Genomic DNA, 25,399 nt, shown 5'->3' with positions numbered 1-25,399 from the left:
TGATGTGTTAACTGACGATTTTCGGACCTAGTTCTGACACTGGTGTAGTTTCAAAAACCACACTACCACGGTCGGATCTCGGGTTAATTACTTCTACAATTTGCAACGTCTCGTTTAATGCCATCGGACGTATTCTTTGCTCGATTTCCTCTTCATTAAATAGATACTTTTCTTTGTTTCCATTTCCAGAAAAGTCTCTTTTATCTCGAAAAGTATTGTGGAAATATCCCCTCAATTTTTCGAGATCCTTCGTAAGAAATCCTATTACTGGTTTGGTATATTCATGGCTGCCTCTCCAAATTAGATTTTGAGGATTAGCCTTTGCTGTCGATCGCAAATGATAAGCGTTAAACTCATCTCGGAACAAAACTAAATAGCCCCCAGGAGACAAGAATTCGTTTTTCTTCATTTCGCTTTGTGTTAATTCTTCTTGCATGACCTCGGAAAAGTTGCCGTTCGTAATTTCGGAAATATCATCTACACTTAAATCGTACCAATTAGATTGAGAAAGGAAATCCCATTTCTCAAAAGTGATTCCGGCATTATAATTATCTACTTTCTTGCTATCAAACTTCTTTTTTACAACCCTGAACATTTTATTAGTGTCATTGCTTTTGAAATATGAAATAGTCTCTAGGGGATATTTTTGATTGGAGAAATTAAGCTGTGCGTGTAAATTGGGATCGATGTCACTTGTTGATTTTCTAAAACCATACAAATTCAAATCGGTGCTTTTGACTATATAAATATATCCTGATACTGGTACTCTCTCTTTCGGCTTTTCAGTATTATGAGTTGGGTAATGGTGGGGAGTCGAAGGATAGAAGTCGTCCCAATCATACTTATTAATCTCATGCTGTATCTGATTGTACAAAGACTGCATCTGATCCTCTATATTGGTATCCAAAAAAGCGTCTACTGACTGTATCAAGTTCTGAATATGCGTGTGTAAAGTCAACTCGTTAATTCGTAGATTGCTCAATACCTCTTCAACCGTAATCATTCTTCTTGCACGAATACGAAGCGCTCTTACTGAATTATTAATTTCAGTTCGCCATTGATCCGATATCGCGTTTACTAATCCATGCTCAAATTTGGATTCGGATAACCTACTGCTGTACTGGAGGACTTTCTCATGAGGTAAGTAGGAGTGTTTGAAAGTCATCTCCCACGCCGGGCGACCAATGTTCTCGGTCGGTTGTCTATATGCAACAAAGCTAAAAAAGCCCCCACTAATCATGATGTCAGCGTTATAGTAATCGTTCCCTATGTAGCACTGCATTTCGATTACATCCGGATCGTCATAGTCGAGCAATGTTTGCTCAATGTAATTGACGAATTTCTTATATGAAGTCTCTCTATGAGTCGGAATGGAATGCAGCCTATCGAGAAGTTCTTCTCGATAATCAATTGGTTGATTCGAGCGGGTTACCCACATTTCATATTCCTCCATTAATCCCACTATATCAAAATACATCGTTAGCTATATTATGACCATAATCAGGGAAATTATATAGCGGAAAAGAGCTCCAATCAAAAAAACTTGATGGCATGCAATTGAAATGCTTCTGTATTGTATTTCGCGTTACTAGAATAATGCGTAATTTAAAGAAACAAAACTGGATTATCCTTCCGAGTCCATCCAAAGAAAAACCACATGGAGTTGTTACACTCGCATGTGGTATTGATAAATCTTCCTATTTCTTAAACAAACTTGATATTGATCTTAGTAAGTTTTTTTTCTTGATATGATGATAAAAGTTTTCTCTAGGTAATAGCTTTTTATTTATTAATTTAAAGGTAGTAACATACTGATTGTATTTACTTGAATAATAGAAGTTTACTTTTTCAAAAAACTCATGCTCATTTTCCAAAAACTCTTCAATTGGTTCTGGCCAGATAATCGTCAATTTTTCTAAATTAACATTAATAAAATTATTTACATCGTAAATTTCTTTAATACACTCCCTATACCAAGAAAAGCACCCCTCGAATGATATTTTCTTAATCACGTCATGTTCGCAAAATATGTTCAGAATAATAAAATCATTAATGTAATATTCGTTTTCGCTTGTCACCTTCAATTTATAACCATGATTTTGGAGTTTTAATTCTATTTGTCTTTTGTCTAAATCATTGGCTGGAACTACGCTTATATAGAAACTTTCTAATCCCATTTATTTTACCACCTCTATCGGTACTGTTTTTAATCCCGCTTGCTGTGCAGCCCACCAACGATGGTGTCCATCTACTATTTCCATTGTGCCGTCATCCAATATCCTTACTTTAATTGGGCTTTCAATAGTTCCATTCTTATGAATATATTCTCGTGCTTTTCGCAGTGCATCGGCATTATAATTCCCACCATAATAATCGAACTCATCCAGTGGATTTTTTCTTAAATCTGCAACATTTGCCGTTAATGACTTGAACATCTTTAATAACGATGTTGCCTTACTAAAGGCAGCTGCCAGCTTAGGAGTTAGAGTAACTCCAGCTGTAAAGGCTGCTTGTAGCGTCATAAAAGCTTTACCATATGCTTGGCCAAATGCATATGCTTCAGATTTAGTAGGTTTACCATTCAATACATGATCGCCATTTTCTTTAATGTATCTAAATGGTTCTGCTACCCCATCACCCAAAACACTCGCAAATTCCCAAAAATCATAGTCACCATTAATTAATGCACTAGATACGTTCCATATATTTTTATAAGTATTAAAATTAAAGACTGCTTTAACTCCATCAACTAATGAATTTACAAAAAAATCTTGACTCCCTCTCGCAATATACCACGCGGCTTTAAAGGTTAAATGTCCTGACGGATCACTGTGAATTAACGGATTATTTTGCACATACGTGTAAAGGTTTAACGTCAGCGGATTATCAACCTGCCCCTCATACGTATCTTTGTTAATAAACCTGCCTATACTTGGGTCGTACCACCGTGCTCTTAAATATTGCAAGCCTGTAGCATCGTCCCAGAACTCCCCGGCGTACATGAACTGATTATCTACCGTTTCGTTGGAATTGGCTACTCCGGTTACGTTCCCCCAAAGGTCATACGAATAATGATTTTCAAACCCTCCGTCACTTTTGCGCAGTTCTACAACATCGCCGTGGGCGTTGGTCAAGTAATAAAGCTTGTTCCCTTCATCGTCCATTTGCATCGCCAAGCTGTTGCCGTAAATATAGCGTGCTGTCAACGACGCACTGCCGTTCGATGCGACATTTCCTTTCGCAATCAGTTGAGATTTGAAATAATAGTAACGCGTCTTCGATCCTTTGCTGCTTCTCTCGTACAGCAAGCCATCAGGATCGTACATGTAAGTCGTCGTTACCCCGTCAACGGTCGCTGACGTTAGCTGATCCCACAGATCATATACATACAGTTTATCGCCTGAGGATAGAAGCGGCTTGTCTGATTGCAGCGATAATCGATTGCCCTGCGTATCATAGTCATAGATCTCATTCCCATCGGTCGACGTCTTGATACGGTTGAGCGGGTCGTAAGTCAACGTGATTGTGGAGTCGTTATTTACCTGTTGTTTGATATTGAAGTTCGGATCGTAAGTATTGGTATATTCGTTTAATACTGTATTTGATGCATTTTTATGCTTCACTTTATACAGTTGGTTCCCATCGTTCGCATAGTATTCGAACGTCTGACTGATGCCGTTAGGGAACGCAATTGCGGACAACTTCCCGTTGTTCGTATAGCTGTAGTCTACTTCGCGTGTGCCGATGATAGAATTTAAACTGACATAGTCCAGTTGTTTGCGTTCGTCGTACTTATAGAAAATTTGCTGTCCATATGGGTCGGTAAGTTGACTTTGAGACAGCGCCCAATCGGTTTCGATTTCTGTATATCGACCGTCTGGATACGTCATGCGTTTAAGTTCCCCGTTGTCGGTACGATACTGGTAGCTGAACGTCCCTGCCTCGTTCGTAGCAGTTAAACGCTGACCGGCTTTGTTGTACGTGAACGACTTCGTCTGCGTCGTTCCGCCAGAAGTAGAAACGACGCTCTTTAGCCAGTCCCTCGCATCGTAGCTGAAGTCGTACGTCTGTCCCTTCAGATAGACATGCTTTGTCATATTACTGCCTTTATCATAAAAGAACTTCTCTTCATCCCCACCTTCATCCGTCTTCTTAATGATACGGCCAGCTTCGTCGTATTGCTGCTGCCGGTCGTCCCCATTTGGGAATTGTGTACGTATCAGTCGATTGAGATTGTCATAGGCGTAAGAAGTCGTCTCGGGCATGGCATTGGTGACCTGGGTAAGGCGATTCAAATCGTCATAGACATACTGCGTCGTTTTCCCCTTGGCATCGACGAATGTTTTTAAATTGCCGGCCTTGTCGTAAGTGTATCGCTGGAAATCCAGCACCTTGTCTGCAGTCTTCCAGCCGATTTTGTTGTAATACTCCCAAGTAGAACGGTTGTCTTCATCGATGGTCTGCACCTGATTCGAACCGTTCTCATACAGCCAGGCATCCTTGTAGATGATTTGCTTAAAGGTCTGACTCCCTGGGTTCCCTGGGTTGATTATCTTGATATTCCGACCTAGAGCATCGTATTGATACGTTGTTTGGTTTCCTGCAGCATCTTTCGTCCAGTCCAACCACCCAAGTGCATTGTAATGATTTTCTGTTAGCGTCACCCAATTGCTGTTCTTATACGATTGTGTCTTGACCAGTCTTCCCAGACGATCATACAGATTGCGGAGTCGATAACCCTCCTCGTTCACTTGCTCGACAGTATTGTTCGCATCGTCGTAAATCAGTTGTTTCAGACTAGTTGTCGGATTCGCCGGCATCGTGACGGTAAGCAATCGTCCGAGTTTATCGTAACTATAGGATGTCGTATGTTGATTCGCGTCTTTATACGTGAGCAATGCGCCGGTGGTAAAGTCATACGTATATGACTGTTCCAGCAGTTCGGGTGTGCCAGACACATTCTTGACTGTTTGAAAGGCACGCGTAAGATACCCGGATTTATTGGTCGAGCTATTGCTATACTCGTAATTGATGGTTACCGTACTACCGTCACGCATCGGCGTTTGCTCAGAAATCAGGTTATGGTAACTATCGTATGTGTATGTCTTCACGATTGAATAATCGGTGCCATTCTCGAAATGCCGAATTCTCACCTGCTCCACTGTCGGCGATACCGGAATAAACTGCGTCTGTTGAATTGTCGTAGCGTCCATGTAAGAACTCGCTGTTAATTGACGATGCAGATCGGTGTTCTCATACGTATAGGTCGTCACGTCCCCGAGCGGATTCGTATAACTCAGCACGCCGCCCCAAGCATCGTATTGATAACTCTCCGTTTTTGTTGCCGATTCAGTTGTCCCGATATTGTATTGGGTCGTTGAGATAGAGGTCGGTAGACGGTCGGCATTATACACGTAAACGACACGGCTGATGTTATTGCTGCCTTGCTTCACTTCCGAACTCTCTAACAAGTGTTTGTTGTTAAACTTCATAAGGGTCACCGTGTTATTCGTGTCCATTGCCGTCATGACGTACTGATAGCCCGTTGGCATTGCATCGATACTACTGTAGTCGGGATAGCCGGTAAAGTTGCCGGTATATCCGTACGTTACCTTCCCATAGGATTGTCCGTCAGCCTTATCTTCTCTGGTTAAGACGCGGTTGTAAGAATAGCTGCCCTGGTTGCCCAGATTACCAACTGCTTGCTGATACGTAAACGTCGTCGTTGCGTTGGTCGGATAAGTAATCGTTTTCAGGCAAGCGACGGGATTGGCTTGACTCCTATTCGACTTGCTGAAGAAAGAGAAGGAGGTGTTGCAGCCGGCCATGTCATATTGGAAGGATGTCGTTCTGCCTTGCTGATCTATGACGCTGTCCAACATATATTCATTGGTATAGCCCGGTATTAATTTGGAAATGTACTGGATTTTATTGCTGTCCGGCAACGTTACGATCAGTTTTTTGCCAACTGCGTCCGTCGTGTAAGCAAAAAGAAAATTGCGATCCAGCGTATCAGTGATTTTGGAGATGACCGGCCGGCCGTTGATGACAGTGTGCTCGAATTTGATCGTGTTGCCGAACCGATCCTGCATCGCGAGTAGACGCCCGTCGGAGCCAAAATAATCTTTGCCCCCGCCTTCCATGAGCAACACATAAGCGGAAGGTATACTTTGCGTGTTGGTATATGTGGAACTGTCCGTTTCTAACCGCAAATCTTTGAGCGTATATTGATCGAGATTGGAATCTCCGACCGTGGAAGTTAGTGTAACCTTGTACTTACGCCCACCTGGCAAATGCAAATATTTTGTACCCCGTGAGTCAGACTCGATGGATGGGAAATCGAGCGACCAGCCAGAGCCGAGATTACTCTGCAATTCAGTGTACGTGTTGTTGATCACCAGGTCGGATTTCGACTCGGATTCCCATGAACCACTGGGATCGTAGAAAGGTGTAATGTTTGCATAGTAGGACATAGTTAGATCCGTCCCGTCTGACCAATACGCTTTATGGGTGTAGGAATTAGCTTGCCAATTAAGCGCGGCTACGACTGCTTCCTCAAACGTTTCATACGTACCTCGAACGGATTCAGCTATATCCAGCGCTGGTACTCTGCCGGTGCCGATCCAGTTAGAGTACCCGGCTAGCGCACCTCCAGTAACGATATAGTCGTAATCGTCGTATCTAGAATAGCTATAATAATAATCGGGTTCGTATAGACCAGCTTCCGCCCCGTCGTAGCGCAAATTCAACTGCACATCCAAACCACTACGTCCGGATAGAGAATAGTTTTTCATACTGTAAATCAGGTTGCCTGTTCCAGCTTCCACCGATTCGTTGCCGTTCAACTTGATGTCGAACGGTGCTTGCACGTACTTGTCGTACGAAACCGTAGGTGCTCCCCCGTCTGCAATCCCGATCACCGGGTCCGGTTCAGCGCCCCCTCTTTGTTCTTGTGTAGCTGCAGATGCTTGCAACTGCGCCTCGACTTCCGTCCATGTTTGGCTCGAATGATTGACATAGTTCTGCAGGACAACAGGATTAACAATAAACATACTAATTAGACGTTGTGCCGCTTTCGCCTCCGAAACATCGGCAATGCTTTCCAATTGGCTGAATCGATCATCGTCCATCGCCGTTTCCAGAATCGCTAGATGCTCCATTGGGATATTCAGCGCTCCACCGACGACATATGCATTGTAGACGGAAACGGCGTTGTAACCGTCCAAAAGCAATTTGCGGACAGCTTCCCGTGCTTCTTCGCGGATAACGTGATGACGCAACAAAGCCTGATAGGCGAGCAACACCTTGTCTAACTGCTTAAGATCTGGTTGCTGCGTGGAAAGCTGTATGAATTCAGCGGGGCTCAGATCAAATTGTTTCATGCGTGGTATAGCCTGCAGTGATGCCGAAAGCGACAGATTGGCTTGCTCGCACGCCTCAAACAGCGCTTCTTGCACCCCATAGAAATCGGCCAATTGTTGGCGCTCTTCCGGCTGCAATGCGCTAAACGGCACATTTTGCTGCAGCAGGGCAAACAGGAACGTCGGGTCGGTCGGACCACCTGTCGTATGATCACGCAGTGCTTCTTCCGCATTCACTAGACCATGACCGAAAGACGGACTTGGTTGCGTACTGAGCGGAGTAGCATAATTGATAATCTGTTGACGAACTGCATCAGCCCCCATCTCTGGATGCTGACTCTTGAGCAGCGCAAGCGTTCCGGTCACGAATGGCACTGCGAATGATGTGCCGCTTCGCGCCTCCGTCGTATCGTCCAACTTGAGCACCTCGACATCTACACCGGGTGCGACCAAATCGACCTCGTTGCCCGTATTGGAAAAATACGCGAGTTGATTTTGCCGATTCACAGCCCCTACGGCTACGACCTTGTCATACTTGGCCGGGTAGCTCACAGCGTTGATTCCATCATTACCGGTCGCAGCGACCATCAGAATGCCGCTCTCGGCGGCCAAGTGGATCGCTTCGGAAAGCGCTTTCGAATTCGCTTGCCCGGCAAAGCTCATCGAGACAATGTCTATGTGCTGTTCAATCGCCCAGTCCAGTGCATCAATGACCTGGCTATAGTAGCCTACACCGCTTTGATTCATGACTTTGACGGCGTATAAGTCGATGCCCGGTGCAACGCCAACGATCCCGGTTTCATTCTTCTGTGCCGCCAGAATCCCCGCGACTGCGGTACCGTGGCCGTTCAGGTCGTCAAATGACGGCTCCTCGGGTACGAACGAGACGCCTCCGGCAATAGACAATTCAGCTGATTCGGTATTGATGCCTGTATCCAGCACAGCCACTTTGATCCCTGTACCATCAACACCCTGCACCGAAGATGATGCCGCATGGATTTGCTCGATATCCGGAATGATGCGATCAGCGGCCAGTTGAATAGGCGAGTCAATCTCGGCATACTCAACATTCGGATCTTGGCGCAGGCTGGCAATCTCCTCGGATGTCAGTTGCTCTACAACGACCGTCCGAGCGTGTTTGAATGCCTTTTTGACTTTCTTACGTTTATCTTTAAGCTGTTTCTTCCCACGCTCTACATCCTTGAATTTGATAATGACGTTTTGAGGACTGGGTGCTGACGACCCATCGATTTTTGGTTTCTTGAGATTGGAATTGTCGGAAGTACTAGATTGAGCATTCGCCATTTGAGACAACTCCGGAGTAAGACAGAGACAGAAGCATAGAATAAGTGCAAATATTCTTTGCATAATTCACCTCGTGAATGTGAATTTTTGAATAGTCCAGCCTCTCCCGATTTCCACCTGGAATCGGGCTTAGGTTAGTCAATAACCGCCCTAGAACAGTAAAATAGATCCGCTTCAGCCCATAATTGTGCCAACTAATCTTCCTTTCAAGTCATATAAAAATGATCTGACCAATTCATTCGTTGATTGAAGGGTGATGCTCATCAGTCTTCCTTTGGTATAGTTGTATTTCAAGGTCGAGCCAGGTAAATAAGTGATGATTCGACTACTTGAGTCCGAATATTGACCGTTAATCCCTTTGGCTTTGACGGTAATACGATATAAATGATTCGGACTCAGATTATTTAGCGTAACGGACGGAGTTGTAGAGGGCGGTGTTGCCGCCGCCAATGCCGCATTTACGTAGACCTCATAACTCTCGATGCCCACATCGTTAGGCTGTGCGCTCCAACTGACAGTAGCTGTAGAACTCGTTAATCCGCTAACCTTCACTCCGGTCGGCTTCGATAATACTGTATTAACAACATAAAGCTGGCTCTGCGGAACGACTTGCTGCGCCTGACTCTGACTCGACCACTTCAGTATCGCGGTCGCTCCGGTTCCATACACAGCGAACTCTACTTTAATGTCATAAAGCATGCCAGCCGTTAGCTCGATTGGAGAACTCGTCTTTGGCTTCTCGTATTCCCAGCCATCCAGGATGAGTTGACCATTTACCCATATTCTGGCACCATCTGATTGCTCCATGCTGAATACATAGGCTTCGCTATATTGCGGTTGAATTTTCCCCGTCCACCTGACCGAGAAATAATCCGGATCCATTGTCGGGTCGGGTGACCCTGTTCCCCATGTAAAATTAATTGTCGGATCGATTCGCGTCAGCGCCAGATTCGTCAATTCATGACTGTTATAATAGACTCCCGTCAGCCCAGTTCCCGTACCTGCAGGCACCTCTGGGACATTAACGTACAATTGGCTCTGAGGAACGACCTGCTGCGCCTGACTCTGACTCGACCACTTCAGTATCGCGGTCGCTCCGGTTCCGTACACTGCGAACTCTACTTTAATGTCATAAAGCATGCCGGCCGTTAGCTCGATTGGAGAACTCGTCTTTGGCATCTCGTATTCCCAACCATCCAGAATGAGTTGACCATTTACCCAGATTCTCGCACCATCGGACTGCTCCATGCTGAATACATAAGCTTCGCTATATTGCGGTTGAATTTTCCCCGTCCATCTGATCGAGAAATAATCCGGATCCATTGTCGGGTCGGGTGATCCTGTTCCCCATGTAAAATTAATTGTCGGATCGATTCGCGTCAACGCCAGATCCGTCAGATACTCACTATTGAAGTACGCTCCCATCAGCCCGGTTCCTGTTCCTGTGCCTATCGGAGGTTCTGGAACATTTACGTACAGTTGGCTCTGCGGAACGACTTGTTGAGTCTGACTTGGGCTCGACCACTTCAGTATCGCGGTCGCCCCCGTTCCATACACGACGAATTCTACCTTGATGTCATATAGCGTACCGGCTATAAGTACGATTGGAGAACTTGTCTTTGGCATCTCGTCTTCCCAGCTATCCAAGATAAGCTGACCATTCACCCATATTTTCGCTCCGTCGGACTGATCCATGTTGAAGACATAAGCCTCGCTATATTGCGGTTGGATTTTCCCCGTCCATCTGACCGAGAAATAAGCCGGATCGATTGCCGGGTCGGGAGAGCCTGCTCCCCATGTGAAATCGATTGTCGGATCGACTCGCGTCAAAGCTAAATCTGTCAAATCAGGGTTATTAAAATACTCACCTGTCAAACCTGTCCCGGTGGGACTTGTCGCATTCGATATACCACTTGAAAACGGTGTCACAAACAAACTAATAATGCACAGCAAAATAAAGAGCGATCGCTTTGCGTTTCTCATAGCTACCTCCTTAATTATTTGTACTATCAAGCTCATTAAAATCTATTTTCCTGTTTTTTTCCATGAGAACTATTGTCGAATAAAACTTGTAATTGTCGAATATACTAAATAAATTATGGAATTCTCGCATTTTGTTATATTTTCAAAGCGTTCGATCAGAAAAAATATCGTGAAACGACAAAAAACAAGCAGTCGCTAGATGGCAACGGGCTCCCGACCGGCTAGTTACTTGATGATTTACGATGGATCGATTGATCTTCTTTAGCATGACTTCCCCTACCTTTCAATTTTGATCTAATTCCCCCTTTTGAACGATCGATCTAACAATCGCTCTTACAAGTTGAGAAAGACATTGAATTTCTGAGAACGCTAAAAAGAACCCTTACAGAGTAAGGATTCTTTGTGAAACGAAATTATTAGTCATGTTAAATCTACGGATTGCTAATGATCTCAAACCCATTGCAATTGGTCTTGAGGGAAAGGAAATAAATGGTGTAATATTATTACACTTAGAACCAAACACCTTGCGGGCTAATAACATTATCAGCCTTGTCTCGTAACACGTCTTCTACAGCTTTCTTTTCGTGGGGGAGCAATTTCACAGAACCTAATTGACTTGCACCTTTTTTAGCTTTTTTGACTTCCTCGCGCAATTCGGGTGACCAAACAACCTTTGACACAAGCAGCCAACTCCCTTCGTGTTTTATTTTAGAGACTACATACTAAATATTTTATATCACAAAAAATAGAATAATGGAGAATAATGTCGAATGAAAAAGCGAATATTATTGGGTCTCCTACTAGGATCTATTGCTTCCTTACAATTTTGGTATTTTTTTATTTCATTAAATCAGCCCTATCTCGGAGTCGAGCTGCAAAACAAAGAACATCACTGGTTTGTTACTCATGTCGACTCCGAAAGCAAGAGCATTCCAATCGGTGCTCTAAAAATAGATGATGAGATCGTATCAATCAACGGCCAGAAAACGAGCGACTATTCTTCCATCATCAAATGGGGCTCTATAGCCGGAGCTGAATCTTTCGTCGTTCTGCGGGCTGGAGAAGAGCACAAAATAGATGTTCAAAAGAATTCAAACTTGTTTTCTTATGATTACTTGGGACTGTCGGTAGAGCTATTATGTTTTGCTGTGGCAGCATCCATATATAAACGATTAGCGCATATTCGTTCAGCCAAATATTTATCATTCGTTTTTATTTCAATTGGTGGCGCATTTATGAGTTTGGGGGCTTCTGTTCGTGATGATCTCATGGGCAAAGCGGTTATAGGTACTTGCGTAGTCTTACTTCCAGTTGTACTCATGCACTTCTTCATTGTGTTCTTTGAAGACAGAGGCAAAAAGCCTGGCAGGAATTCGACAATTCAATTGATGTACGGATTAGTTGTTCTAACTTTGATTTTTCACGGCTTACTTTTTGTAGCCGGTGCGAAGGTTTATTCTCTTTTTAGATCTCTTTACTTATACAACATCACGTTATTCATAGTAGGCGTAATAGCAAACATCATTTATTTAATAACCATTTACTCGAAAATCCGGAAAGAGAACAAGGAATTGCGGATGATCATCCGTACGATCGGGGCATCTTTTATCCTCTCGTTTTTGCCGCTAATCTGTTTCTCTTTCCTTCCAAGTTTGTTGATGGGGAGAACAGGTGTCTCGTCTGTCTATTCCAGTTGGGCCGTATTATTCTTTCCATTATCGTTCACCTACTTGCTCGTTTCTAAAAAATTATATGACATCGATCTCGTCATCCGACGTTTCATCCTTACGACATTAGTTGCCCTTATCCCCAGCGGTATTATCGTTGGGGCAATAGCCCTCCTGTACCCAGAAGAAAATGAAACCAACCGCCTGATCGCAACTTTCCTCCTGATCGTAGTACTGTTCTCTTTCATCCTATACTCACTCGAATATTTGACCACGAAGCTAGAAAGAGTCATGTTTCCGAGAAAATACCACTTGCAACAATCTTTAAAAAAAATCGCAAAAAACCTCAGACATATTTCAAGCTTCCGTGAACTTAGAGAGATCATACTGATCGACATCACCGAAACGCTACAAGTACTCGGGGGGGCAATCATCTTCCTGCATAAAAGTAATAAAGAAATTATCTCAGTCGGAAATATCGATGAATACGAAGCAGGGATATTGGCGGAAGCAGAGTCACCCGAACATCCAACCTACATTCGCCTGGAGATCACTCGAAATGAGGAATATGCCTGCTACTTGATTTTGACACAGAAGAAGGCGAACACCTATCTCGGCCACGAAGAGCTACAATGGCTTAATTTGGTGATTTCGTATTTATCTATTAGTCTCGAGAACCTGCATCTAATTCGCAAGATAACCTTAAGGTTGGAAAAACTAGCAGCCCATATTCCAACTGAAGAGGCTTCAGGCGACTTCGCTTGGTTCCGAAAACTGATGTTCGAGCTGCAGGAAAAGGAACGGGTTCGCATCGCTTTAGACTTACATGATTCAACCATGCAGGATTTATTTTTTCTAAAACGCAGGTGTACTTCTGTAATTGGTAACCAAAAATTAACTACAGACGACCTGGAACAAATGAAGTCCATAGTAAACTTTATAGACATTATCAACTTGAATCTGCGGCAAAGCTGCTTCGAGCTTCATCCTTATCTACTTCAAGAACTCGGACTGATCAAAACAATCGAAAAACAGATAAACCTTGAGTCAAGTAATTCCCTTTTTGAAATTGAATTTCGCACGTCCTCACCATCATTGATCGAGAGTTGTACTATGGAAATGAAGCGTCACATCTTCCGGATCATCCAGGAATTACTTAATAACGCCAAAAAGCATTCACAAGCCACTCGCCTAAAAATAAACCTTCTTGCAACAGGCTCACGACTTACATTAGCTTACGAAGATAACGGAATTGGTTTCGACACCACTGAGAAATGGGAAAGAGAAATTGGTGGTTCTCGGACGGGAATGGAGTATATGAAAAGCCGAATTCTCTCCCTAAACGGCCTTTACGAGCTCAATTCGAGCAAGGGTAATGGAATGAAACTTAAAGCCGTCTTCCCGATTTAGAAGCTCTTTAAAAAATGGCCCGAAGTTTGAACATGGTGTTATGCGTAGTTGCTGAACCCTCAATCTTAATAAAATTACATATTTCTTCCGATAATTACACTACTGGGGGATTGAAAATGAAAAATCCATCAAGAAGTCTAAAACATCATTATAGACGTAGTTTTCAAGAATCAAAGCAAATAGAAAAAGATAAAGAAAAACTCAAAAAAGAGTTTACACGTGCTCAAAAAATAATAACAAAAGAAAAAGAAGTCAAAGAATATTATCTTAGGAATTATAACCATTCAGACTTAAGCTTATTGCTAGCGAAGAAAGAGTCAAAAGACAATCTACTAAAATTTATAGCAACTTTCCTTGGAATATTTATGGGCTTTACTTTTACATTTATGGGATTTAAATTAAAAAGTCTGATTGACATTAAAAATGAGTTTCTTAGCATACTTGGTTATGGATTGACGGTATTAGTTATGTTTCTTCCAATTGCATTAATATATATAAGAAAGTATGAGAAAAATTCATTTGAAAAAGAAATTATTAAAGTATGTATTAAGGAACTTGAAAAAACACAGCAATTACGCACAACGTAAGATTTACTAACTTCGCAAAATACCCCATATGTAAGTTCTTGTCCCGAGGAAAAGACAAGAACTTGCATCGATATAATAAAAAAACCGCGTTGTACGGGGGGCAATGATTGTAAGTTCTTGTCCGTCTACACCAACTCCCCCTTATAATTGATACAAATCCACCCTTATTGATCAGAGTTATTGGCGAGAGTACCGCGATCCTTGCGTGAACGGGAAGCCGGGCTGATGACCGGTAAGTAACGCGTAATTGAAAGAAAGAGAAAGTCTATTTTTGAAGTGGTGGTAATAAGGACGCTGATTCCTCTACGGAACATGTCAAGAAGAATGAAATATGGTTTAATAGACATGAATCCCCAAATTCACAGCATCTACCATCAGCGAAGGAGCGAGATTTATGTATGTTGTGACCCCCCTACCCTCCGACATCCTGGAGTTACTAGAGTCATTTCTGAAGACCAATGATCTACCGATATGGCCTCCTACTGTCCCCGGAAGCCGCTCGAATGTCTATCGAATTCGGGATTACGCTCTAAAGGTTTACACGCGAAAAGGTACGAAGGATGGCGAGACGGAGTGCAAAGCGCTGCTCGCCTTACAGAAAACTAGCGCACCGATTCTCTATGCGTATCAACCTGGCGTGTTTGTCCTTATGGAATGGATCGAGGGCGTTAACCTGAGCGGCTATAGAGACATGCATGAGCAGCTCCCGCCAGATCTGATTTATGACATGTTTCGGACAGAGCTAGGAGAACTTCAGGCCGGATTCAAGGACTGGGATTTCAAACTATCCGAGAGCCTTCTATGGACGGATTCTGGAGAAGTCAAACGCCTAGATTTCGGCATTTGCGAACCTGTCCCCTCAATCCTGCAAAATCAGTTTCAAGACGACCTCATCCGTAAAATCGAAGGACTGTACAACAACGATCCGGAATCCATAAATAATTTAATGCAAAAATTTCTTTTCAATGGGATCAGGAAAGCAGACTTCGCCGCTGCATTGGAAAGCTTCCAAGCTAAAACGCCCCGGTTAGTATAATCCATCAAGCATGGTTACAGTCGCCGATGTTGTGATGTCGGCGACGCAGTTGCCAGCCATCCAACCCGAGAGCTGTTACTACCCCCTACTCCATGCAAATAAAAACCCGCCTATTATTCGGCGGGAACCATGTTAGATTGTTGCGACGGTGATAGATTCTACGATCGCGTCGCCTTGTGGAAGCGATTTGCCGGATATCCTAGCTAGCGCAATAGCCATTTGAGCTAAGTCCTTCGCATTCTCTCTCGCCTCTTCCAGCGTATCTCCACGGGCACCAAGACGGAACGCCGGGATATACGCCGTAAAGTTTTTTTCCATTTTATCTTCCTCAAATAAAACCAAAAACTGCTGTTCATGTTCCATAATAATTACACCCTCCTGGGACTCCAATTTACCCCTCCGCCTAACTTACCCGAAGTCAAACGGTGTCGTTAATTGAATTATAACACAAAATAGGAACGTGTGTTCTTGTATTTTGAGAACATGAGCTCTAGTTGATACTTTCTAACTACAGAAAAAGTGATGGCTACTTTGACACCATCACTTTTTCTGTAGATTTGTTATATGTGCAATTCGGATCCTAGTACGCTCCGAGTCTCTTAGAAGAACGATTTCCTGAGAAAATGGGTCAACTTTATAGATGGCACCGCTTATCGTGTGAAATCTATTATTTAGGTGGTAAGTAACTAGAACTTCTGCATCTTCATTTATTGCGTAATTAATTGTCTCCTGTAATTCCTCCACGAATTGTTCATCAAGCTCCGGCCGCTGAACGTCCTCTTCGGATTCATACATTTGAGCAATCCGCTTCTTGTGCTCGGGAATCAGGAACGGCGCCCACTTTATTCGGCCGCGGTCGTGAATCATATCTTGTGCCCTCCGATCTTGCCGGCTCGATCGATGGCCGTTCCGCCGGCGGTTATACTGCGCGCCCAAGTGATCGATGCCGCACCAAAACGATTCCGGATCCTGTCCATGGCTGCGGCGATCTGGCGTTCTTTCGTATCATCCTCAAACAAATCGAGCTGTGCTATTTCATCCGGAGACAGGTTGGTAAGTCCAACGTGAATGCGACGTACAGGGGCCGATGTGGAAAACTTTTCTTGAAATATCTCCTTACATACCTGGAATATCCGATGAGTAAGGTTTGTCGGTGTTGCAATTGTCTTATCCTTGCTAAACCCCCCGCCCCCCATATCGTCCGAATATCCGATCGCAAGGTTAATCGTCCGCCCGGCCACCCTTGCTTCTCGAGCTCGGGAAGCAACAATCTCGGTCTGATCTAAAATCGCAGTAATGATCTCATCCCGCTTCATGTAATCGCGCATAAGGGTAATCCCGCTGCCAAACCCTTTTTGTACGATCGCATTATGACTCATCTCTGGTCTGTAATAAGGATTGGTATAATCGATTCCTGATGCGTGTAAAACCATCTGTTGGCCGATGACACCGAAGCGAGATTTCATGCTTTGCATATTGGCTTTTGCAAGTTCGCCGATGTTGAAAATGCCCAATTGGGCAAGGTTTTTCTCCATGCGGCTACCAATGCCCCAGCAGTCTTTCACTGGGAAATGCCACAGCTTTTCTGCGAAGGTTTCATAAGTCACTTCGTCGATGTAGTTGTTGGCCACATTCTTCTTCGCCATCAGGTCCAGACAAATTTTGCTCTGAAAGTAGTTTTCCCCGATTCCGATCGCACTAGGTAAGCCAAGTTCGAGTTTGATCGAGGATTGGATTGTCCGCGCGGCCGTCCACTTATCCCCGAATAAGGAATGATCATATGTGGCAAAAAGTTCATCGACCGAATAGATGGATATGCACTCCATCGGCATGAACCGTTTTAGAATACGCGGCACTTGCATGGCATAATCTAAGTACTTCCCCATTCTGGCTTGCACGACATGGATCCGCGAATCGTTTGTAGGTATTTCGTACAAACGTGAGCCGGTTTTTATTCCATAATCCTTTTTCATTGGTGGACTGGCCGCGAGAACCACCGAGCCTTTCCGCGACAAATCGCCGACAACGGCAAGATAAGTTGTAAGCGGGTCGAGGCCCCGCATGACACACTCAATACTCGCGTACGCTGATTTAATATCAATGCAAAAAATGGGATGCCGGGGAAGTTTGTTGATGTCAAAATTCATGGTCGCCCCTCCAATACAGAACATTTGTTCGTATTGGTATTATATGTGGAAGTACACGAATTAATCAAAGGAAATTTTACGGGCATAAAAAAACCAAGGCTGCTGTCCCTCGGTTGCTTGGTCTCAATTATGAATCTTTTCCAAAACGGGGAGACGCATCAATCCGGATTTGTAGAAACCGCGATGTTTCACGCTGCAGCTTAAACTGGATATGGGATCGACGTAAATGAAATTCTTGTCCTCGCGAACGATCGATCGCTGCATGCGCGGCCAAACGATTCGACGATGCGCCGCGGTGATACCAAGCTCCATTGTTCCGAGGGGTTTGAACCAATTCCCCTCTTCCCTGCCGATCAGCCACCGGTTGTCTTTTTTCGAATAGCCCATAATCCGGATGTCGTGCGCTAAGTCGTAATTTAGTACCTTTAACCATTGGGATGTCCGGATGCCCTTAACACCAGGTTCGCACGGCTTCTTCCGACTCAAGTACCGGCTATCCTTGCGCTTGAGGACAAGACCTTCTAAACCGGCTGACTTGATGATTTGAAAGAGCTGTACAGCACTCCCATTAAAGCAGCGGGCGCGGGAAAACCTCTCGTTCTCCTTCAGGTCGTTCTCGAGAAGCTCAAGGCGTTGCTCGAGCGGCCTATCCATAACATTCTCACCACGATAGTAGAGAATGTCGAAGGCACACGCGCTTACTTCGTGCATTGCTTTCTTTGAATTGAAGCGGGCTAAGCAGGCCTCGAAGTCCGGATGACCTGTCGCGGGGTCGACAACGATTAGCTCGCAATCGATGATGGTTCCTCTACTGATCGGCGGGGAATGCAGTTCAGGAAATCTGCTTGTTACGTTTAAGTTCTTTGTATATAGGTTCAGCGAATCCATATTCGAGACAAGCAGACGAATACCGTCTAGCTTGAGCTGGGCATAGTATTTTTCGTCATCGAATGGCTCGTTGTTATTTGCGTATTGCAAAAGCATGGGTGGGAAGAACATATGCATCACCATTTTCTATGGTATCATGACGCGTGTCGAACCGAAAATGGGAGTTGATGGGGATTGACACTGCAGGTCGCGAAAAGGGTAAAAAAATAAACCCCTATTGTGGGCCGGGGGCTACGGCCAAAAGGCGACGTTTACTTATTCAGTTGAAGCGGGATCTCAATCGTAATCTGCTCCACCCAAGCCAAATTGTCGGAAGGCAAGCTTTTGCCTTGCTGCAGGCGCGACTGGATCTCCAGTTGAAGAAGTTCTTTGGCATTGGCCCGCACTTCATCGATCGTATCTCCATGGACGCCGAGACGAACTGCCGGAATATACGCGATGAAATCGCCTTGAACCTTGTCCTCTTCGATCAAAACTTGAAAGCTCATTTCGTTTCCGTTGGCAATATTATTCATGATAAAGTCCTCCCAAAATTGAATTAATTAGGCTTGCACGGGCAGCCTAGTCGGACTACCGAAGCTAATGCTTCAGTAATCCTCAAGACGTCCGTACGCTTATATCGCTGTATGGAGCAGACGCTCCATAAGGTTTGGTTCTTTCTTAAATTCCATTACGCGCTGGATGTCTCCGGTCCGACCGTTTAGGACATAGAGACGGTCATCATCTGCCTTCTTACCCTCGATAGAAGCCAATCCTTTAATCCAATCACGTTGGAACTCCTGGACGGCTCTGAGGTCGTTAAGCGGCATAAGATGCGTCCCACATTCATAAACGTACCAGGCATAAACTCCGGGCTTGTGATCGAGCGTCGTACGATCATTCAGCTCGAAATCGAAGTGAAATTTCTTGAATACAACAACGTCTTCTACAATGCGGCGCATTTTTGCGATTAGCCTTTCAGGGGCATGAGGTGGTGATGAAACTTTGAAGATCGTAGACATGGAATTACCTCCTAATATTGAATACTTATAAGGCAACCGGTTTAAAAGAACGCGATTTGATCTTCCTTGATAAAGGCGCTAAGCGAATGGGACATGCCATCCTTGCTTTTCATGGTATGACCGAGTTCTTGTTCCATCTCCTTCAGATACGCCCAGTCTTCAGGAAAAAGCTGAGAGGTGCGACTCATTTCGCTGGACGTATTGAAAATGCAGAATTTGCATGAACAACGGCTCACCCACTGATAACAGGGATGGAGCTCAATGCCGTAATCAGCGCAGAGCTGCCTGACTTCGGTTTTGAGCATATGCTTGATCGGCGTCAGCCAATGAACGAGCCGGTTCTTCCGACGTGTCTTATGCGCCGAATGAAGCCTGAAGATCGGCTTTTCTGACCGTTCTGTTGACTCCTCCGAACGCTCGCCGGTCAAAAGTAGGATTTTGATGTTATCGAACTGGCGAACCCATTTGGCGTAGACGTCGCGCTTTAGGTAGGAGGTACAAAACCGACATTGGCTCGAAGGAAACATCCCTCGTTCGCGGATCCTGCCTTCTAGTCCTAACTCGTCCCATATTACAATCAAGGGAAGATCGAGCGCTTTGCTTAAGTACTCCAGGAATTCATCGGTTTGCGGCCAATCAAAAAGCGGCCGCTTGCCTGAATTGGGATCGCCATCGACTCTCATGTGTACGAGCTTGATTTTCTCCTTCGGAATGCGGTAGTCGTGAAGTGCAACCAGAACGGTGGCAACGCTATCGGCTCCTCCGGAGACGTTCACATGGACTTCATCGTATTCGTCGATCGGTAGCATCTCGCTTGGCAATTCCGGAAGTACATATGCACCTGCGCCCCGCTTCATTTCCATCACATTAGAGAGCATGTCCGAATCCCCTCCACTGAATTTGGGCATAAAAAAGCCATGGAAACACAAAAAAACACCAAATAAGGTGTTTAGCGTCTCCATGGCAAAATAAACCCTATAAAAATATACCGTCTAACCGGCAAACTCCATCTTCGTCGAAATTGTATCGACGGAGAAAAAACAAGCATAATGAGTAATACGTCTATAATAGACCATTCACCAAAATTCGTCAATTCTCATAAGAGAAGCGGGCAACGCTATGTGGCACGCCCGCTTCGGAGTTAAGATAGTGACTTAAAAAGCAAATTCGTATTGCCCGCTGTTGGAAATGGTCGATTCAAGGTCAACACGTACAGGCACAGCTGCTGCAGCAGAACCAGCCTTCGGTTGAACCGATAGTCCGTGTTTGTTTGCAAGAGCATTCAGGAGAGAGAGTTCCTTCAGCTCCGCCGCTCGCTGAAACTCCAGCCGAATGTCGGCTGCGTGTTCCAGGATGTACGCTTTGAGACGTTGGTTGAAATCACCATGCTTTCCATACGTCAAGTAGAAGCAGTTCTCAAAGTGATCGACGAAATCTAGGAAACCCCGGTCCGAGTACGTTTCACGGAATCCGTGAATATCGTAGTGGGCGATGAAGCCCGTATGAAGATGAAGGTGCTCATAAAGCGCCTTATCGATTTTTTGGCTATCGCGAGCATCGACCACTTTCTTGAATTTATTGAACAACTTCTCCGGATCCATTTCCCTCATGCCAAATGCCTCCCCGATAAAATGGAAAGAGGAACGCTTTCGCGCTCCTCAAACGATGACTCCCCTATGCTAGCTGCGAATCAATTGTCATCTTCCAAGGCTTCATTCTCGTCCTCGTCCAGAAGATCGTCATCGGAATCGTCATCCGACTCTTCTGGTTCGCTTGCGGCCGCCGGAGCGGGAAGGTCGCCAATCACTGCATCTTCAGCAAAGATAGGACGACAACTGCCCGCGCGGGCGTTGAAGTTCAGGACATGAACATAAACCGAGTTCGTGGCAAACAATTCATTCACAACGGTCGTAATTTGAAAAGCGGCCATCTCGTTTGCGATCATCCGTTGTGGCTGATAAGGCTCAAGCCCGCAGCTGTGCGAGGGCGGAATTGCATCCTTCGCATCGATAGAATAAACGCCGTCAAGCGGTTTGAGAACGAGATTTCCGTTCTTCTTCACGCCGACAACCACCTGACCGGAATACCCGCTTTCCAAGTGCTCCTGGCGCTCTTCGCTCGTCCAGCTTTCTTCGGGCTTCGTGCCGTTTTCCGGAAGGAAGACGCCTTCAATGCCGGCATCGATGTAAATCAAATCGTCTGTCTTATTGAAGTAGTCGTTCATGATCTTCCGAGAAAAGTCGTTGTCGACAGCACCGATAAGAACCTTCTGGATGTATTGCCCGCTCGCATGCTTATAATCCGTATGCGAGAACAATCCTTCGAGCTGTTCTACGGACTCAATGTAGCCGTCCGAATAAGAACCGATTTTGAGCCCATAGGTTGCACCGTACCGCTTGGCCAGCACATCTGCTTTCTTCTTTCCGATATCCGATTGGATAAACGGTTGGCGCAGAAGGTTTTTCTCCTCTACCGTGTCCGGATCGGCGAGCATCAGGAATGATCCAACATTACCGAATGCGTGAAGCATCTTGGTAATGCGCTGGACCGCATAACCACCGTTGCCGCCGCAACCGATCATCACGATATAGTAGAAAATTCGATTCACGGGTGATTGATACTTTACACCTTCTTGGTGAAAATCCAGCAATTTAATCATGCGAATTACCTCCATTGGACGTCTATTTTGAATAGTCGATGCGAACGCGATCTTGCCAGCTCATCGGGTACCGGATCGGGTCCACGCAGGCACCTTTCGGGTATTCACCCTCAATGATCGTTTCCGGCTCGAGGTGAATAAATCTCCCGGCGACGCCAGCGCGCACAACTAAGTCGAATTTGACTTGATTGATTCCTTTCTGGATGCGACCTACGATGCCGTAAAGCATCGTTCCCTTCTCGTCCTCATCGTCTATGTCGCTAAACCATGCGGGCATGGTATTGTGAGAATGAATCTCCGCTACCTTGATGAATTGAGGCGGGAAATCGGAATAGCTGACGTTGATACGCGTTTTCGATACTGACTGAAAAGGCACGTCCAGCACGTAGCGATCGTTTTCGGTGTCCCAGTAGAAAACGCCCATCACTTCGACTTCGAAGCAAGCATAGTCGTAGAAGAACGTCACGAGCTGCGTGAAGAGATCTGCCGGAATCTTCGGAAGATTCATCTTGAACCCCTCTCGACAAGGCTCCAATTCCTCTACGACAGGCACCTTGGAGACGAATACGCCGATCGGGTTTTCCCGAACCTCGTAATAGCCGTCTTGCCCCGCCAAAATGTTAATTGGTTCCTTGTGCTTGGCGAGATCCTGCGAGCGAAAAAAGAAGCCTTTCAGCCCTTGGCTGAAAAAGGCTCCCTTCTTGCCGCCGGTGACCATCGGAATGACAAGATTTTTCTTCTCGTCCCATTCCATTTTGGTACGCTGCTTAGACAACTCCGGAAAGTCCTTTTCAAGACGTTTGCGGACGGCTTCAAGATCGAGGGATTCCAATTGCTCGGCACCGAAATACTTGCCAATGCTGAGCGTGTGACCCGCGTACGCGATAAACGTACCTAAGTCGAACTTTGGCTTCGCCTCTTCCTTTTTGCCGCCTGGATTAGCCCCTGCCGCCTTTTGGTCGCCTTTTACCTCGGTGTTAGCACTTCTTCCACCTAGCTCAGCTCGATCGGCCGCACGTTCATCCGGTTCATCGTCACCATCAAACGATTCGGATGCATTTTCGTCGGTAGCGCCTTCGTCCTCTTTGTCTTCGCTCTCGGTTTCTTCCTCTGCGCTGCAAGCATCGTCGCAGTCATCCTCCGGTTTATTGCGGCGTCTTTCCTCAAGACGTCTAGCCGCAAGGTTAACGACATTTATCCCGCCCGTTGCAGCGCCGGCGCCTTCAGACGGCAAAGACTCGGAGTTGGTGCTCCCTTCCGCTGTCACGGCCGCTGGCGTATTGCTCTTCGGGGGTTCCGTTGGTTGTGGTTTGGAATCGTTCGACGAGTTGGATGAAGAAAAGAGATCGACACCGCCAAAATAAGAGAACAAATCAGGTCCTTTAGACATTTGAGAATTACCTCCATTGGGTTAGGTTAAATTCGAAAAGCTCCTATGGCACATAACATTAAATCGAGGATGAGAGCTTACTGATCCATTCCTGGAGTCCCAAACCCGTTGGCTTCAGATAATCATCCGGAAACGATTTTCCCTTGATACTCTCGACCAATTCTCGGTACGGCTTCTTGCTCAGGTTCGCCGTCGAATAGTAACAGTCGGAATTCGGGGAATTAAAGAATAGTTCCGGAATCGTAGCCAATTGAGCCACTCGCTCGATATTAGGAAGTTGTTGGCCGCCCCAGCAGACGACGTAATCGTTAACGTTGGTATATGGATAAAAAAAGACCTTCGATTCCTCATTGGGAATGATCTGGTCCTCCAACGCCGCTACATATACTTGGGTAATGGCCAATTGTTCCTTTCGTGCCGTTAGTTGAAAACCGATGAGTAGCCGTGGGAACGGAACATCTTTTATCTTCGCCTTGTGGTAAAACGCCGTTCGGCGATGAGGTGGAATCTCGAGGAAAACGTAACGTCTCCCCGGTCCCTCTGAGTAATAGATGGTGTTCCTTGGCAAAATGGGTGTCCGGATGGCTTCATAATCGAGGGATTGGATAACGGCCTCCGCAACAGCTTCGTGTGTGTAGACGCCTTCCCCCATGCTGACTCCATCGTGAAACTCCTCGACGGACGGTAAACCGTGTTCGCGGAGCGTGATCACCATTTTTGTACCGGTTTCCTTTTCCAATTGAGTAGCCAAAGTCATGCCGCCACTTCCCCTCTTTTAATTTGAATTGCTACCTGGTTGTCGAGTGATTGGTTAAGCATAGAGAGCATGGAATCAAACGAGAACGAATCTCCCGGCGACAGGGCAACACTCAGATTCGAGCAGCGCTCCATAATCCGAGAAAAGACCACATTCACATGGTCTTCCATCGCTGATTCAACCACCACTCCCAGTCGATCATAGACCAACTTGAGCAAGACAACGTTTCGAAGCTGGTTAACGATCAACGCTTTACGCGCTCGGATCACTTCCCGAACTTCATTTCGAATTTCCACCATCTTCTCCAAAAAAGGAGAATAACACCCGTATCCCCCATGTAAGGTGATATAAAAGCAGTTTCCTGCCATTACACCTTCCATTTCAAACTCACAGGAGAAATCGTCGCTGATCGTGAGCATCTTATTGAACTTTTGGACGTATTTACCCTTTTCTTCTTCAGAAAGGAACATGTAAAATTCGTTCAATTCCGGAAGCGGGACCTTGTAGGTGTTCTGTTCGTAGCTGTATTCATCAAGACCCTCGCCCGTATGCTCGATCTCACCAAAGATACGTTTCATGCATTCCCAGAAGACGTCACTTTGCTCGCCGAAATGATTACAGAAGTAATCGATAGGATTAGATACCATATCGACTCCGGCCTCATGTGCAATCTTGCAGAGAACGAATCCATCGTACGTAGCTTGCATCTGGTAGACCTGTTCAGCACAATAGTATGACCTTTCCAATTTCCCCAGCTCCTCTCTTAAAAGAAGATGATTTCTTCACCGGCTTTTTCAGGCTGGATGTGCTTGAATTTCGAAATGACTTGAACGTTGTGAAGAAACTCGTGAATGGCGTTCCCTTCATTCGGTACCCCATTCTCCAAGTCGATTTCATCAATATTCTCGTCACTTTCGTAATACATCGCCATCTCCAAAGCCCGTTTCGCCTCTTCCAGAGTGAATCCGCTCCAATCGACGGCATCACTTTTTGCTACATGGTGTGCGGCATCGATCGCGCGAAACAGTCCCGGAGTAAGCCCCTGAAGGTATTCCCTCTGCTCCGGAAGATTCTCCTTAAAAGCGGATAAGTCGATCCTCATCGTTCCAACTTCCTCCTCGTTTTGGACGCAAAAAAAGCCCGGAAACTAAAAAGCGCACCTAAATAGGCACACTTCGGTTTCCAGGCCAATTACGTCTCGATGATAA

At 45.3% G+C, this 25,399-nt stretch carries 21 protein-coding genes; 3 read left to right on the top strand and 18 right to left on the bottom strand.

What is annotated here, in order from left to right:
• Nucleotides 1-7: 7 nt before the first annotated feature.
• The 5 genes from ACFPOF_RS06560 to ACFPOF_RS06540 all read right to left on the bottom strand — a co-directional run bounded on the left by ACFPOF_RS06560 (nucleotide 8) and on the right by ACFPOF_RS06540 (nucleotide 11,329).
• Nucleotides 8-1,438 carry a hypothetical protein gene (locus ACFPOF_RS06560; RefSeq protein ID WP_378130806.1) on the bottom strand — a complete coding sequence of 477 codons (1,431 nt, stop codon included), beginning with the start codon at nucleotides 1,436-1,438 and terminating at the stop codon, nucleotides 8-10.
• A gap of 259 nt (nucleotides 1,439-1,697) precedes the next feature.
• Nucleotides 1,698-2,177, bottom strand: coding sequence for a hypothetical protein (locus ACFPOF_RS06555; RefSeq protein WP_378130804.1), 480 nt, complete (start codon nucleotides 2,175-2,177; stop codon nucleotides 1,698-1,700).
• Entirely contained in the window at nucleotides 2,178-8,666 is a 6,489-nt protein-coding gene (locus ACFPOF_RS06550; RefSeq protein WP_378130802.1) for a S8 family serine peptidase, read from the bottom strand.
• A gap of 174 nt (nucleotides 8,667-8,840) precedes the next feature.
• Nucleotides 8,841-10,649, bottom strand: coding sequence for a PA14 domain-containing protein (locus ACFPOF_RS06545; protein ID WP_378130800.1), 1,809 nt, complete (start codon nucleotides 10,647-10,649; stop codon nucleotides 8,841-8,843).
• Between the two features lie 509 nt (nucleotides 10,650-11,158).
• Nucleotides 11,159-11,329, bottom strand: a complete 171-nt coding sequence (locus ACFPOF_RS06540; protein ID WP_378130798.1) for a hypothetical protein — start codon at nucleotides 11,327-11,329, stop codon at nucleotides 11,159-11,161.
• Nucleotides 11,330-11,419: 90 nt separating this feature from the next.
• On the opposite strand from ACFPOF_RS06540, the gene ACFPOF_RS06535 reads away from it, so the two are divergent.
• From ACFPOF_RS06535 to ACFPOF_RS06525, 3 genes are all read left to right on the top strand, one after another.
• Nucleotides 11,420-13,726, top strand: a complete 2,307-nt coding sequence (locus tag ACFPOF_RS06535) for a sensor histidine kinase (protein ID WP_378130796.1) — start codon at nucleotides 11,420-11,422, stop codon at nucleotides 13,724-13,726.
• A gap of 116 nt (nucleotides 13,727-13,842) precedes the next feature.
• Nucleotides 13,843-14,313 carry a hypothetical protein gene (locus ACFPOF_RS06530; RefSeq protein WP_378130794.1) on the top strand — a complete coding sequence of 157 codons (471 nt, stop codon included), beginning with the start codon at nucleotides 13,843-13,845 and terminating at the stop codon, nucleotides 14,311-14,313.
• 394 nt (nucleotides 14,314-14,707) lie between these two features.
• The gene (locus tag ACFPOF_RS06525) at nucleotides 14,708-15,349 is read left to right on the top strand and encodes a serine/threonine-protein kinase (protein WP_378130792.1); all 642 of its coding nucleotides are present in this window, start codon (nucleotides 14,708-14,710) and stop codon (nucleotides 15,347-15,349) included.
• 132 nt (nucleotides 15,350-15,481) lie between these two features.
• Here ACFPOF_RS06525 and ACFPOF_RS06520 read toward each other — a convergent pair whose 3' ends face one another.
• The 13 genes from ACFPOF_RS06520 to ACFPOF_RS06460 form a co-directional block, all read right to left on the bottom strand.
• Nucleotides 15,482-15,712, bottom strand: coding sequence for a type II toxin-antitoxin system HicB family antitoxin (locus ACFPOF_RS06520; protein ID WP_378130790.1), 231 nt, complete (start codon nucleotides 15,710-15,712; stop codon nucleotides 15,482-15,484).
• A 177-nt stretch (nucleotides 15,713-15,889) separates the two neighbouring features.
• Nucleotides 15,890-16,216, bottom strand: a complete 327-nt coding sequence (locus tag ACFPOF_RS06515) for a YolD-like family protein (RefSeq protein WP_378130788.1) — start codon at nucleotides 16,214-16,216, stop codon at nucleotides 15,890-15,892.
• Entirely contained in the window at nucleotides 16,213-17,496 is a 1,284-nt protein-coding gene (locus ACFPOF_RS06510; RefSeq protein WP_378130786.1) for a Y-family DNA polymerase, read from the bottom strand. The genes ACFPOF_RS06515 and ACFPOF_RS06510 overlap by 4 nt, the downstream gene beginning before the upstream one ends.
• A gap of 123 nt (nucleotides 17,497-17,619) precedes the next feature.
• Nucleotides 17,620-18,507 carry an ATP-dependent DNA ligase gene (locus tag ACFPOF_RS06505; protein ID WP_378130784.1) on the bottom strand — a complete coding sequence of 296 codons (888 nt, stop codon included), beginning with the start codon at nucleotides 18,505-18,507 and terminating at the stop codon, nucleotides 17,620-17,622.
• A 128-nt stretch (nucleotides 18,508-18,635) separates the two neighbouring features.
• Entirely contained in the window at nucleotides 18,636-18,899 is a 264-nt protein-coding gene (locus ACFPOF_RS06500; RefSeq protein WP_378130782.1) for a type II toxin-antitoxin system HicB family antitoxin, read from the bottom strand.
• A 99-nt stretch (nucleotides 18,900-18,998) separates the two neighbouring features.
• Nucleotides 18,999-19,385: a hypothetical protein gene (locus tag ACFPOF_RS06495; RefSeq protein ID WP_378130780.1), complete on the bottom strand. Its 387-nt coding sequence runs from the start codon at nucleotides 19,383-19,385 to the stop codon at nucleotides 18,999-19,001.
• A 41-nt stretch (nucleotides 19,386-19,426) separates the two neighbouring features.
• Nucleotides 19,427-20,263, bottom strand: a complete 837-nt coding sequence (locus ACFPOF_RS06490; protein ID WP_378130778.1) for a phosphoadenosine phosphosulfate reductase domain-containing protein — start codon at nucleotides 20,261-20,263, stop codon at nucleotides 19,427-19,429.
• 276 nt (nucleotides 20,264-20,539) lie between these two features.
• Nucleotides 20,540-20,995: a hypothetical protein gene (locus ACFPOF_RS06485; RefSeq protein ID WP_378130776.1), complete on the bottom strand. Its 456-nt coding sequence runs from the start codon at nucleotides 20,993-20,995 to the stop codon at nucleotides 20,540-20,542.
• 80 nt (nucleotides 20,996-21,075) lie between these two features.
• On the bottom strand, nucleotides 21,076-22,044 hold the full coding sequence (locus ACFPOF_RS06480; protein ID WP_378130774.1) for a ThiF family adenylyltransferase: 969 nt from the start codon (nucleotides 22,042-22,044) through the stop codon (nucleotides 21,076-21,078).
• 22 nt (nucleotides 22,045-22,066) lie between these two features.
• Nucleotides 22,067-23,434: a hypothetical protein gene (locus ACFPOF_RS06475; protein ID WP_378130772.1), complete on the bottom strand. Its 1,368-nt coding sequence runs from the start codon at nucleotides 23,432-23,434 to the stop codon at nucleotides 22,067-22,069.
• Between the two features lie 58 nt (nucleotides 23,435-23,492).
• Entirely contained in the window at nucleotides 23,493-24,191 is a 699-nt protein-coding gene (locus ACFPOF_RS06470; RefSeq protein WP_378130770.1) for a hypothetical protein, read from the bottom strand.
• Nucleotides 24,188-24,937, bottom strand: coding sequence for a hypothetical protein (locus ACFPOF_RS06465; RefSeq protein WP_378130768.1), 750 nt, complete (start codon nucleotides 24,935-24,937; stop codon nucleotides 24,188-24,190). The genes ACFPOF_RS06470 and ACFPOF_RS06465 overlap by 4 nt, the downstream gene beginning before the upstream one ends.
• Nucleotides 24,938-24,954: 17 nt before the next feature.
• Entirely contained in the window at nucleotides 24,955-25,293 is a 339-nt protein-coding gene (locus tag ACFPOF_RS06460) for a hypothetical protein (RefSeq protein WP_378130766.1), read from the bottom strand.
• Between the last annotated feature and the right edge of the window lie 106 nt (nucleotides 25,294-25,399).

Origin of the sequence: Cohnella soli (assembly GCF_042655525.1) — a bacterium.
Taxonomy (GTDB): Bacteria; Bacillota; Bacilli; order Paenibacillales; family Paenibacillaceae; genus Cohnella; species Cohnella soli.
The sequence above is the reverse complement of the archived record's forward strand: the minus strand, read 5'-3'. Positions and strand labels throughout refer to the sequence as shown.

Excerpts from the sequence above, each read along its gene's own strand:
- ACFPOF_RS06475 (WP_378130772.1), bottom strand. The coding sequence starts at position 23,434 with ATGTCTAAAGGACCTGATTTGTTCTCTTATTTTGGCGGTGTCGATCTC.
- ACFPOF_RS06490 (WP_378130778.1), bottom strand. The coding sequence starts at position 20,263 with ATGCTCTCTAATGTGATGGAAATGAAGCGGGGCGCAGGTGCATATGTA.
- ACFPOF_RS06500 (WP_378130782.1), bottom strand. The coding sequence starts at position 18,899 with ATGAATAATATTGCCAACGGAAACGAAATGAGCTTTCAAGTTTTGATC.
- ACFPOF_RS06510 (WP_378130786.1), bottom strand. The coding sequence starts at position 17,496 with ATGAATTTTGACATCAACAAACTTCCCCGGCATCCCATTTTTTGCATT.
- ACFPOF_RS06535 (WP_378130796.1), top strand. The coding sequence starts at position 11,420 with ATGAAAAAGCGAATATTATTGGGTCTCCTACTAGGATCTATTGCTTCC.
- ACFPOF_RS06460 (WP_378130766.1), bottom strand. The coding sequence starts at position 25,293 with ATGAGGATCGACTTATCCGCTTTTAAGGAGAATCTTCCGGAGCAGAGG.
- ACFPOF_RS06555 (WP_378130804.1), bottom strand. The coding sequence starts at position 2,177 with ATGGGATTAGAAAGTTTCTATATAAGCGTAGTTCCAGCCAATGATTTA.
- ACFPOF_RS06480 (WP_378130774.1), bottom strand. The coding sequence starts at position 22,044 with ATGATTAAATTGCTGGATTTTCACCAAGAAGGTGTAAAGTATCAATCA.
- ACFPOF_RS06485 (WP_378130776.1), bottom strand. The coding sequence starts at position 20,995 with ATGAGGGAAATGGATCCGGAGAAGTTGTTCAATAAATTCAAGAAAGTG.
- ACFPOF_RS06550 (WP_378130802.1), bottom strand. The coding sequence starts at position 8,666 with ATGGCGAATGCTCAATCTAGTACTTCCGACAATTCCAATCTCAAGAAA.
- ACFPOF_RS06525 (WP_378130792.1), top strand. The coding sequence starts at position 14,708 with ATGTATGTTGTGACCCCCCTACCCTCCGACATCCTGGAGTTACTAGAG.
- ACFPOF_RS06545 (WP_378130800.1), bottom strand. The coding sequence starts at position 10,649 with ATGAGAAACGCAAAGCGATCGCTCTTTATTTTGCTGTGCATTATTAGT.
- ACFPOF_RS06470 (WP_378130770.1), bottom strand. The coding sequence starts at position 24,191 with ATGACTTTGGCTACTCAATTGGAAAAGGAAACCGGTACAAAAATGGTG.
- ACFPOF_RS06515 (WP_378130788.1), bottom strand. The coding sequence starts at position 16,216 with ATGATTCACGACCGCGGCCGAATAAAGTGGGCGCCGTTCCTGATTCCC.
- ACFPOF_RS06520 (WP_378130790.1), bottom strand. The coding sequence starts at position 15,712 with ATGGAACATGAACAGCAGTTTTTGGTTTTATTTGAGGAAGATAAAATG.
- ACFPOF_RS06560 (WP_378130806.1), bottom strand. The coding sequence starts at position 1,438 with ATGTGGGTAACCCGCTCGAATCAACCAATTGATTATCGAGAAGAACTT.
- ACFPOF_RS06495 (WP_378130780.1), bottom strand. The coding sequence starts at position 19,385 with ATGTCTACGATCTTCAAAGTTTCATCACCACCTCATGCCCCTGAAAGG.
- ACFPOF_RS06530 (WP_378130794.1), top strand. The coding sequence starts at position 13,843 with ATGAAAAATCCATCAAGAAGTCTAAAACATCATTATAGACGTAGTTTT.
- ACFPOF_RS06505 (WP_378130784.1), bottom strand. The coding sequence starts at position 18,507 with ATGGTGATGCATATGTTCTTCCCACCCATGCTTTTGCAATACGCAAAT.